This window comes from uncultured Sulfitobacter sp., from assembly GCF_947502895.1.
Taxonomy (GTDB): domain Bacteria; phylum Pseudomonadota; class Alphaproteobacteria; order Rhodobacterales; family Rhodobacteraceae; genus Sulfitobacter.
In genome coordinates this window covers 1-10,847 of sequence record NZ_CANNBM010000009.1, presented here as the reverse complement: position 1 = coordinate 10,847, position 10,847 = coordinate 1, and the positions used below count along the sequence as shown (strand labels likewise).

Here is a 10,847-nt window from a genome sequence, read left to right as displayed (position 1 = left end):
ACAACATGACACTATTGAAGACAGCTGCCTCGGTGGCCGTTGCAGCGGCTATGGTCGCGGGCACGGCAATGGCTGATGGCCACGCAACAACCAAACTTCGCATTCAAACGCACTTCTCGCCAGAGACCCTTTCGGGGAAAATGGCCGCGAAATACATTGACGACATTCAGACAATGTCCAACGGCGAGATCGCGGTCGAGATGTTCTATTCATCATCCGTGGTCAAATCGGTCGAGACATTCGATGCGGCTGCCACAGGTATCCTTGATTGCGACATGACAGGCGGCGCGTACCAGACAGGTAAGAACCCCGCATTCCAGTTTGCCGGTGATCTTATGGGCGGCTACGGTAACCCGTATGAGCAGATGGCATGGCTGCTGCACGGCGATGGCCGCGCGGCGCTGAACGGTCTCTACAACACCTACGACATGGAATTCATCGGCTGGTGGATCCCCGGCCCTGAATCGCTGGCCTCTACATCGCCAATCCGCAACGCGGATGATTTCAAGGACTGGAAATTCCGCTCACCCCCTGGTCTTGCGACCAAGGTTTTCTCGGCCATGGGCGCATCACCGATCGTGATGGATTTCAACGAAATCTTTACTGCGCTTGAAACCGGTATCATCGACGGCGCCGATGCGGCAAACCTGACCAACAACGTGGGCTTGGGTCTGTATGACATCGCAACGCACACAAACTACCCCGGCTTCCACTCTATGCCGGCTGATCACCTTGCCTGCCGCAAGGACGTATGGGAAGCGATGCCAGCACACCATAAAAAGATCATGGAAGTGGCAATGGACAGCCTCGCGCTGCACAACGCCACAATCAACGAAGTCCAGAACGCACAGACCGCCAAGGACCTGACCGCCAAAGGCGTAAACCTGTATGAGTGGACACCGGAAGATCTGGCCAAATACCGCGCGGCAGTACAGGTAGGCTGGACCGAGTTTGCGACAACACCAGAAGCAAAAGCACTGCTGGAGAGCCACATCGGCTTCCTCAAGCAAATGGGCGCGATGGAATAATCAGCCCAACCCGCTGATCTGACGCACTGCGGCAAGGCTGTTTCCATGGCCTTGCCGTTTTACTCTCTAACTCTTGGGTCTTCATGAAAATCACCCGCATCATCAGCCATGTGTTGCAATACGATATGCCCGAGGTGTTGGGCTATTCGCAGCAATACTACGCAAAACGCTCTGCGCATCTGGTCGAGGTGCAGACGGACGAAGGCGTGACAGGCTGGGGCGAGTGTTTTGGTCCTGGAAATATAGCTGTCGCCAATAAGGGCATCGTTGAAAAAGTAATCCAGCCAATGGTGCTGGACATGGACCCGATGGATCGGGACGTGATCTGGCATAAGGTCTACAACCTTTTGCGAGACCACGGTCAGAAAGGCATGCCGATGCAATCTCTCTCGGGCGTGGACATCGCGCTGTGGGATATCGCAGGCAAGGTGGCAGGACTGCCCCTGCACAAGATGATCGGCGGCGCGCACCGCACAGATGTGCCCTGCTATGGCTACGGGATGATGCTGCGCGATGAACCTGTCGACACGCTTGCCGCGCGGTTCAAGGACGAGGCGGCCGCGATCAAGGACATGGGATTTACCGCGACCAAGATGAAAACCGGCTTTGGCCCCAAACCTGATGTAAAGCTCTGCGAGGCCGTGCGCGCAGGCGTGGGGGATGGTTTCCGCTTTATGGTGGATGCCAATCACTGCTACACAACATCGGACGCATTCTATGTGGGCCGCGCACTGGAAGAATTGGACGCCTACTGGTTCGAAGAACCCATCGCCCCCGAAGATCTGGACGGCTACCGCGAACTTCGCGCAGGGCTGAAGGTGAACATTTCGGGTGGCGAGGCCGAGTTCAACCGCTGGGGCTGGCGCAACATCCTTGAGAACCGCGGGCTGGACATCGCCCAGCCAGAGGTTTGCGCGTTGGGGGGCATCAGCGAATATTTGCGTGTGCTGGCCCTGTGCCACGCGCATTTCACCCCCGTCATCAACCACGTCTGGGGCAGTGCCATTGCGGTGGCGACCAATCTGCAACTGCTGGCGGCCATGCCGCCCCTGCCCGGTGGCCTGCACCCATGGGAGCCGATGCTGGAATTCGACACCACCGACAACAAGTTCCGCGACAACCTGCTGGCAGAGCCACTGAATATCCAAGCTCAGGTCAAGGCAAACAAGGGCCGCGTTGCCATCCCCACAGGGCACGGTATCGGCGTGGAACCTGACCGCGACTTCATCAAACAGTACACGATCGACGCGTAAGCGAGAGGAAAACGGATGCGACAAAATTCGGGCGGGATTGTTGAGTGGGTGATTCCCATGGCCTTTGTCGGCACGATGAGCTGGCTGATCTGGCATTTGCCAGCCTTCATGCTCGACTGGATTCCCTATACATCAGAATCCCTGCGCGGTCAGGTCGAAGCGATCTATCTGCGCGCCGATGTAACGCCAAACATGGCGGGCATCTTTGGCGGGCATATTGATTTTCTGGACATGGCCGCGCTGATCCTGTCGCCTGTGCTGGCTTTTTTTGGTGCGCGCAGCGTACAGCCCGCAGCGATGGAATATGACGGGGCCAGCACTGTTGACCGCATCGCCTTGTTCATCGGCCGTGTGACAATGATGATGATCGCCGTGATGACCATCGTCATGCTGTACGAGGTCTTTATGCGTTATATTCTTGAGCGCCCGACCGAGTGGGCAAACGAGATGACCCTGTGGTTTGCCAGCTTTGTGTTCCTGACATCAGGGTTTTATGCCATGCAGCAACGCTGCCATATCCGCATTTTCCTGATCTACGATATGGTGCCGCGGTGGTTGCAGCGGGTCTTTGACACCTTCTCGTGCCTGCTGATCGTGATCTTCGCCTTTGCGCTGGTCTATGGCAGCTACAAACAGGTTTTTGTGAACAAGCTCTACAAATGGGAGCTTTATGGCTCGGCCTTCAATCCGCCGATCCCAGCCACGCTTCAACCCATGGTGCTGATCATGATCAGCCTCGTGGCGATACAAGCGGTCCTGAACCTGATCGCGGATTGGAACAAAGAGCCAGAAATCCATACGGATGAACCCGATCAGGAAGAGATTGAAATGTTGAAACGTGCGGTAGGGCAAGACTGATGGATATTGGAACAATCTCGCTGGTCCTGATGCTGGCGCTGATCGCGCTTCTTGCCATCGGGATGCCGCTCGGCTTCGCCTCTGCCTCTCTGGCCGTTCTCGTACTGGTGATGAAGTTCGAGCCGACGCTGCTGGCCAACCCCTTCACCTTCGGGGATGGAATCCTGACAGGCAGGCCCGGCACAGGGCCGCTCTATATTCTTGCGCAAAAGATATACGGGCTCTTAACGGACTATGTCCTCATATCAATCCCGTTGTTCATCTTCATGGCCTCCCTGCTGGAACGGTCGGGCATCGCAAAAGACATGTATTCGTCGCTCAATGTTTGGCTGTCACGCACCCGCGGCGGCATTGCCATTGTGACATCCATCATGGCGGTGATTATGGCGGCGATGTCGGGTATCATTGGCGGTGAAGTCGTCCTTCTGGGCCTTATCGCCCTGCCGCAGATGCTGCGGCTTGGCTATAACCAGAACCTTGCGATTGGTGTGATCTGTGCGTCAGGCTCGCTCGGCACGATGATCCCGCCTTCTATCGTGCTGATCATCTATGGCCTGATCACCGAAACCTCGATCAAGGCTCTGTTCACCGCTTCGTTTATTCCGGGATTCATGCTGGCGTCGATGTTTATTATCTACATCATCATCCGCACCAGCCTGCGCCCCGAAGACGCGCCCCTGCCGCCCGAAGACCCCAACGATCCGCCGCGCGGTGAAAAGCGGCTGCTGTTCCTTGCGTTTCTGTCCATTGTGACAGCAGGCTTTTGCACCTTCCTCTTTGCCCGCGCCGCGTTTTTTGAGTTGTCAGGCTCCAACGCTGCCAGCGACGGTGATCCGGCGCGCCTTGGCACAGCGGCGCATATGCCGTGGCTTGCAGGCATCGTCATCGTCGCACTGCTGTTGATCTACTTTGTCTTTGGCAAGGAACGCGCCAAGATTGGTTGGGACATGGGCAAAGGCCTTGTCGCACCTATTGTGGTGATCGGTGTTGTCATGGGGTCGATCTATGGCGGCATCACAGGCATCACCGAGGCCGCAGGCATGGGGGCTGCCGCGGTTCTGATTATCGCAATCCTGCGCGGTGAAGGATCATTTGCATTGGTCTGGGAAAGCCTGATGCGCACGCTGCGCTCAACCGGTACAATCATCTGGGTGACCATCGGTGCGGCATCGTTGGCGGGGGCCTACACCATCGCAGGTGGTCCGCAATATGTGGCCGACCTGATTGTGGGGAAGGACCTGCCAACAATGGCCGTGATCCTGACCATGATGCTGATCCTTCTGTTCATGGGCGCGTTCATGGATTGGGTCGGGATCGTCCTGCTGATCATCCCTGTCTTTTTGCCCATCGTGCTGCGCCTTCCTATCGAAGAGATCGGCTTTATCGGCCAGCTGGAGCCAAGCCATGTGGCCATCTGGTTCGGCGTTGTATTCTGTATGAACATGCAGGTCAGCTTTCTGTCGCCGCCCTTTGGACCTGCGGCCTTTTATCTGAAATCAGTGGCACCACCCCACATCAGCCTGACCGATATCTTCAAAGGCTTCCTGCCCTTTATCGGCATCCAGCTGATCGCCCTGTCAGTGCTGCTGATCTGGCCGAACATCATTGCGCTGCTGCTATGATGTTGTCGCCCGACCAGATCAAACAGTTCGAAACGGACGGCTATCTTGTGGTGCCTGATGTCATTCCCACTGATATCCTCACACGGGTCAGGGATGAATATGCACAGGTGCTGGACCAGCTTTATGACGGCTGGTTTGCCGCTGGCCGCGTCAGCATCCCACCGTCCGAGCTTGATTTCTGGGGCAAGTTGCTCACGGGATACAACGCGGGCTGCGACTATTTCCAGCCGCTGGATATCTCCCTTCCCGGCGACAGGATCAGCGCGGATACACCTTTCCACATCGGCCCTGCGGTGTTTGACATGCTCACCGCCGCGCCGCTGCTGGACGTGGTCGAGCAGTTGATCGGGCCAGAGCTGACCAGCAACCCCATCCAGCATGTGCGCCTGAAGCCGCCCTCGACCGCACTGGCCGAGGATGAAATCCGCGCCCATATTACCGCAACCGACTGGCATCAGGACCGCGCTGTGGCGCTGGAGGATGCAGACAGCACCGATATGGTCACCGTCTGGATCGCCATGAACGATGCGACCGTCCAGAACGGGTGCTTGCAGGTACAGCCGCAATCAGCAAACCAGCAAATGCTGCCCCATTGCGCGCGCACTCAAACAGGTATTGCAGACGGTTTTCTTGAGCCTGAAAACGCACTGCCACTGCCCGTCAAAGCAGGGGGCGCTGTGCTGTTCCACCCACTGACCCCGCACGCATCCCTAACCAACGTAACCGACAGGTTCCGCTGGTCCTTCGACATCCGCTTTAACGTCACGGGCCAATCCACAGGCCGCAAGCATTTCCCCGAATTCATCGCCCGCTCCCGCGCCAACCCCGCAAACGAGCTTCGCGATTGGCGTGCCTGCAAAGCCCAGTGGGAAGAGGCCCGCGCCCGCCTGTCCAAGACACCACATATCGACATTCACCGATGGTCTTCCGACGCGCCCTATTGCGCCTGAAGTCCCCTACCCGAAAGAGTACCCTATGGATTTTGTACGGCTTGATCGCGCGGATACGGTCGTCACAGCTACGCGCGCGCTGGACGTTGGTGTCGCCATTGAGGACACGCACACAACCGCGCTGATCCCCTCCGGTCACAAGATCGCAACAGCGCCCATGCGCAAAGGCGATCCTGTCCGCAAATATGCCCAACTGATCGGCTATGCCTCCTGCGACATTGCGGCGGGCGATCATGTGCACACCCACAATACCGAATTTCGCAACATCGACACGGCATATGAGTTCTCTACAGATTTGCGGCCAGTCACACCTGCCACAACCCAAGACACATTTATGGGCTACCGCCGCGAAAACGGCCGTGTCGGTACGCGCAATTACATTGCGATTGTCACCTCCGTTAACTGCTCGGCCACAGCCGCGCGCATGATTGCCGATCACTTCACCCCTGCTGTGCTGGCAGGCTATCCCAACGTGGACGGGGTCGCCGCCTTTGTGCACGGCACAGGCTGCGGCATGGCGGATTCAGGGGACGGGTTCGAGGCGCTGCAACGTGTTATGTGGGGCTATGCAAAACACCCCAACCACGCAGGCGTTCTCATGGTGGGCTTGGGCTGTGAAATGAATCAAATCGACTGGCTGCTCGAGGCCTACGGTCTGAAACAAAGCCCCACCTTCCAGACGATGAACATCCAGAACGTCGCAGGGCTGCGCCGCACGGTTGAGCTGGGCATCGACAAAATTACCGCGATGCTGCCCATCGCCAATCAGGCCGTGCGCACGCCCTGTCCTGTGTCCGAGCTGATGGTCGCCCTACAGTGCGGTGGCTCTGACGCGTGGTCGGGCGTGACGGCAAACCCCGCGTTGGGATACGCCTGCGATTTGCTGACCGCCCAAGGCGCAACTGGCGTACTGGCCGAGACACCCGAAATCTACGGCGCCGAACACCTTCTGACCCGCCGCGCCGTGGATCGCGCAACAGGCGACAAACTGATCGGCCTCATCAAATGGTGGGAGGACTACACCGCCCGCAACAACGGCTCCATGGATAACAACCCCTCCCCCGGCAACAAAAAGGGCGGGCTGACAACGATATTAGAGAAATCACTGGGCGCCGCCGCCAAAGGCGGTACATCGCCGCTTACAGGGGTCTACAAATACGCCGAGCCTGTGACAGCCAAGGGTTTCACCTTTATGGACAGCCCCGGCTATGATCCTGCCTCTGTGACAGGGCAAATTGCAGGCGGTTGCAATCTGGTCTGCTTTACCACAGGACGCGGCTCTGCTTTCGGCTCCAAACCAGCGCCAACAGTCAAAATCGCCACCAACACCGAAATGGCGCGCCGCATGGTCGAGGACATGGACATAGACGCAGGCGAAATCCTGTCCAGAGGCGTCAGCGTCGAGGACAAAGGCCGCGAGATTTACGACATGTTCCTGCGCGTGGCCTCGGGCGAGGCGACCAAATCCGAGGCGCAAGGCTTGGGCGATTATGAATTCGTCCCATGGCAAATTGGAGCTGTGATGTGAAACGCATACTGGTTGTCGGCGGCGGGCTGATCGGCATCCGCCATATCGAGGCAGTGCAGGCCCACAGCGGCTGTACGCTGGTCGGCCTTGCCGATCCCGATATGACGATCCAGACAGATGCGAAACGCTTTACCTCGATGGATGCGGTTGATGGCGCAGTGGACGGCGTTATCATCGCTACCCCGACCCACTTGCACGCCCCCCACGGCATCCAAGCTGCCGCGCGCGGCTGGCACATGCTCATCGAAAAACCCGTGGCAGGCACCCTGCAAGACGCCCGGCAGCTAGAGGCTGCGTTGCAAACCGCATCCGTGCGTTCGCTCGTCGGGCATCACCGACGGTATCACGCACCCGTTCAACAACTGAAATCAGCACTGTCCGATGGCTTGATTGGCGATGTGGTCACTGTTTCGCTGATCTGGGCTGTGCGCAAACCCGATCCGTATTTTCAGGGCAACTGGCGCACGGCTGGCGGCAGCCCTGTGATGATCAACCTTGTGCATGACATTGACCTCATGCGCTTTTGCATCGGTGAGATTGCCCAAACAGCGGCCCTGCGTGGCGCGTCGCTGCGCGGCACCGACAGGATCGAGAGCGGCGCAGTGGCCCTCGCGTTCGAGAATGGTGCCACAGGAACCATCAGCTTTGCCGACAATGCCCCTTCTCCTTGGGGGTTTGAGGCGGGAACGGGCGAAAACCCGAACATCGGCACAACACAGCAAGACATGATGTGGATCACGGGAACAAAGGGTGCGGTCAGCTTCCCGTCCCTGACCCTCTGGCACGGAACAGACTGGGGAAGCCCTGCGCAGGTCCGCCCCTTTGCGGCCCATACAAACACCCAAACACCCCTAGCCGCGCAGCTTGACCACTTTATCAGCGTGATGGACGGGGCAAGCCCGCTGATCGACGTGGCCGATGCAACGCGCACGCTGGCAATCGCACAACAGATCGAAACACAACTTACCCCGAATAGCGTGGGCAAGGCCGCACAATATGCTTAATCACGCACAACTATTCCTCGAAAGGACAGCACATGAGTAAACCAACCATCGGATTTATTGGCCTCGGCCTAATGGGCGGCGCTATGGCGGGCAGGTTGCAGGACCTCGGCTATGACCTGACCGTTCTGGGCAACCGCGACCGCACCTATCTGGACGCTGCCATAGAACGCGGCGCAAAAGAGGCCACAAATGCAAAAGCCGTGGCCGAGGCCAGCGACATCGTGATGCTGTGTATGGGGACCTCGGACCATGTCGAAAGCAGGATGCGCGGTGCTGACGGCGTGATCGCAGGTCTGCGCAAAGGGGCAACTGTCGTTGATTTCGGCACGTCCCTGCCCGCCAGCAGCCGCGCACTGGCGGCCGAAGTCGCCGAGGCTGGTGGTAGCTTTCTGGACGCCCCCTTGGGGCGCACCCCCTCACACGCCGCAGACGGGCTGCTCAATATCATGGCCTCAGGCGACAAGGCGGCCTTTGACGCGGTAGAGCCTGTTCTGAAGGATCTGGGCGAGAACGTCTTTCATCTGGGCGACGTCGGATCAGGCCATACCATCAAACTGATCAACAACTTCTTCGGCATGACCGTCGCAAATGCAATGGCCGAGGCCTTTGCCATGGCAGACGGTGCGGGTGTTGACCGCCAAGAGCTTTATAACGTCATGGCAGCAGGGCCACTGCATTCAGGCATGATGGATTTCGTCAAAGCCTACGGTGTGGACGGCGATCCATCGATGCTGGCCTTTGCAATCAAAAACGCAGCCAAAGATCTGGGCTATTATGACCGCATGGCCCGTGATGCCGGCACCGAAAGCATCATGGTCAAAGCACCGCTTGGCGCGCTGGAAGCTGCACGCGACAGCGGCCAGGCCGACGATATGGTCAGTCAGATGGTCGACTTCTACGCTAAAAAGTTCAAAGGCTGATCTATGGCCGTCACCGCAGGGTCCAACGCTGATCTGCCACGGTTGGGCATCTTGATGATGCTCGCCGCATGGCTGTTCTTTTCCGTGGTGGACACTGGGGCAAAGTGGCTGGCGGTGGCAGGTATACCCGCCTTCCAACTCGCGTTCATGCGCTACGCCAGCCACTTCATTATTTCTATCGCCGTCATCGCCAAAGGCGGAATAGAGGCGGAGCGGTTCAAGACAGATCATCTTTGGCAGGTCTTCAGCCGCGCATTGCTTCTTGTCTCGGCCACGCTCTCCAATTTCTATGCGTTGCAATTCCTGCCGCTGACGGTGGTTTCGGCGATCATGTTTTCCAGCCCTGTAATCGTCTGCTTCTTGTCGATCTCGGTTTTGCGCGAACGAGTTGGCCCATGGCGCTGGGGAGCGATCTTGTTAGGTTTCATTGGCGTATTGATCGTTGTGCGGCCCTTCGGCACGGCGTTTCACCCCGCCATGCTGCTCATCATCTACAACGCGACAGCCCTCGCACTTTATTCAATTATGACGCGCAAACTGTCAGGCATTGTCGCCGTAGATACGATGCAGTTCTACATGGGGATGGTCGGGACACTCATACTTTTACCTTTTGCGATATGGAGCTGGGTGCAGCCTGAAACCACATGGGCCATGATCGTGCTGATAGGTCTTGGCGTGATGGGCTGGGCAGGACACCAGCTGCTTACGAATGCGCACCGCTTTGGCACCGCAAATCAATTGATGCCCTTCACCTACTCCTTCCTGATTTACGTAGCGATCTGGGGTTATTTGCTGTTCGGAACAATACCTGACAGCGCCACCATCATGGGCGCAATTGTGATCATGGGTGCAGGTCTGATTATTTGGAAGCGAGAACAGAAATGAAACGGATCGCATGTATCGGGGAAGCCATGATCGAGCTTTCAATGACAGATGATGCCGCGCAGGTCGGTGTTGCAGGGGATACGCTGAACACAGCAATTTACCTGCATCGTACGGCCCCCTCACTGACTGTCGATTACGTAACGTGCCTCGGGGATGATCCATTTTCGGCTCGGATAAATGATTTTATCGCGCGGGAGGGCGTGGGCACATCAGCCGTTCGTACGGTTCCCGGTGCATCGCCTGGCCTTTACGCTATTACCACCCGCCCGGATGGCGAGCGCAGCTTTACCTATTGGCGCAACACATCCGCTGCCCGTCAGTTGTTTGATGACGGCGATTTTAGCGTTCTTTCGAGCTATGACGCAGTTTATTTAACGGGCATATCGCTCGCAATCCTGCCCCATGCAGTCCGCAAATCGCTTCTGGCATGGCTTGAGGCCTCTTCCATAACGGTGATCTACGACAGTAACTATCGCCCACGCTTGTGGGACAGCGAGGCGCACGCCCGCGAAATTACAACCGCATTTTGGCAACGCGCAGACATCGCACTCCCTTCTCTTGACGACGAAATGGCCCTGTTTGGCGAGACAGCAGACGAGGTGATCGCAAGGTTTAATCGCCTTTCAGTGACTGGTGCGTTAAAGCGAGGCGCCGCAGGGCCAATCTCCCTCGGAATACCCGTAAAACAGACCTATCAACGCGCCAATACCGTCGTAGACACGACCGGAGCTGGTGACAGTTTTAACGGTGGATATTTGGGGTGTTATTTTTTGGGTTTAGAGCATTTTGCATGTTTAGA

The 10,847-nt window shown here is 57.6% G+C and carries 10 protein-coding genes; all 10 read left to right on the top strand.

What is annotated here, in order from left to right; genetic code table 11:
* The first annotated feature begins 5 nt into the window (after nt 1-5).
* Entirely contained in the window at nt 6-1,028 is a 1,023-nt protein-coding gene (locus Q0903_RS18805; RefSeq protein ID WP_299031564.1) for a TRAP transporter substrate-binding protein, read from the top strand.
* A gap of 83 nt (nt 1,029-1,111) precedes the next feature.
* Entirely contained in the window at nt 1,112-2,281 is a 1,170-nt protein-coding gene (locus Q0903_RS18800) for a mandelate racemase/muconate lactonizing enzyme family protein (protein WP_299417813.1), read from the top strand.
* Between the two features lie 15 nt (nt 2,282-2,296).
* Entirely contained in the window at nt 2,297-3,139 is an 843-nt protein-coding gene (locus tag Q0903_RS18795; RefSeq protein WP_299031558.1) for a TRAP transporter small permease, read from the top strand.
* Nucleotides 3,139-4,761 carry a TRAP transporter large permease subunit gene (locus Q0903_RS18790; RefSeq protein ID WP_299031555.1) on the top strand — a complete coding sequence of 541 codons (1,623 nt, stop codon included), beginning with the start codon at nt 3,139-3,141 and terminating at the stop codon, nt 4,759-4,761. Before Q0903_RS18795 ends, Q0903_RS18790 begins: the two co-directional genes overlap by 1 nt.
* Nucleotides 4,758-5,711, top strand: a complete 954-nt coding sequence (locus Q0903_RS18785) for a phytanoyl-CoA dioxygenase family protein (RefSeq protein WP_299417812.1) — start codon at nt 4,758-4,760, stop codon at nt 5,709-5,711. Before Q0903_RS18790 ends, Q0903_RS18785 begins: the two co-directional genes overlap by 4 nt.
* Before the next feature lie 25 nt (nt 5,712-5,736).
* Nucleotides 5,737-7,239: an altronate dehydratase family protein gene (locus Q0903_RS18780; protein WP_299417811.1), complete on the top strand. Its 1,503-nt coding sequence runs from the start codon at nt 5,737-5,739 to the stop codon at nt 7,237-7,239.
* Entirely contained in the window at nt 7,236-8,243 is a 1,008-nt protein-coding gene (locus Q0903_RS18775; RefSeq protein ID WP_299417810.1) for a Gfo/Idh/MocA family oxidoreductase, read from the top strand. The genes Q0903_RS18780 and Q0903_RS18775 overlap by 4 nt, the downstream gene beginning before the upstream one ends.
* Complete coding sequence (locus Q0903_RS18770; RefSeq protein ID WP_299417897.1) at nt 8,243-9,163, top strand: NAD(P)-dependent oxidoreductase; 921 nt, start codon at nt 8,243-8,245, stop codon at nt 9,161-9,163. The genes Q0903_RS18775 and Q0903_RS18770 overlap by 1 nt, the downstream gene beginning before the upstream one ends.
* A gap of 3 nt (nt 9,164-9,166) precedes the next feature.
* Nucleotides 9,167-10,048 carry a DMT family transporter gene (locus Q0903_RS18765; protein WP_299417809.1) on the top strand — a complete coding sequence of 294 codons (882 nt, stop codon included), beginning with the start codon at nt 9,167-9,169 and terminating at the stop codon, nt 10,046-10,048.
* The coding region (locus Q0903_RS18760) for a sugar kinase (protein ID WP_299417808.1) at nt 10,045-10,847 on the top strand (803 nt) is incomplete at its 3' end. The genes Q0903_RS18765 and Q0903_RS18760, both read left to right, overlap by 4 nt.

Bases quoted from the DNA above. Each gene is read 5' to 3' on its own strand.
- Q0903_RS18805 (WP_299031564.1), top strand. From the start codon at position 6: ATGACACTATTGAAGACAGCTGCCTCGGTGGCCGTTGCAGCGGCTATG.
- Q0903_RS18800 (WP_299417813.1), top strand. From the start codon at position 1,112: ATGAAAATCACCCGCATCATCAGCCATGTGTTGCAATACGATATGCCC.
- Q0903_RS18795 (WP_299031558.1), top strand. From the start codon at position 2,297: ATGCGACAAAATTCGGGCGGGATTGTTGAGTGGGTGATTCCCATGGCC.
- Q0903_RS18790 (WP_299031555.1), top strand. From the start codon at position 3,139: ATGGATATTGGAACAATCTCGCTGGTCCTGATGCTGGCGCTGATCGCG.
- Q0903_RS18785 (WP_299417812.1), top strand. From the start codon at position 4,758: ATGATGTTGTCGCCCGACCAGATCAAACAGTTCGAAACGGACGGCTAT.
- Q0903_RS18780 (WP_299417811.1), top strand. From the start codon at position 5,737: ATGGATTTTGTACGGCTTGATCGCGCGGATACGGTCGTCACAGCTACG.
- Q0903_RS18765 (WP_299417809.1), top strand. From the start codon at position 9,167: ATGGCCGTCACCGCAGGGTCCAACGCTGATCTGCCACGGTTGGGCATC.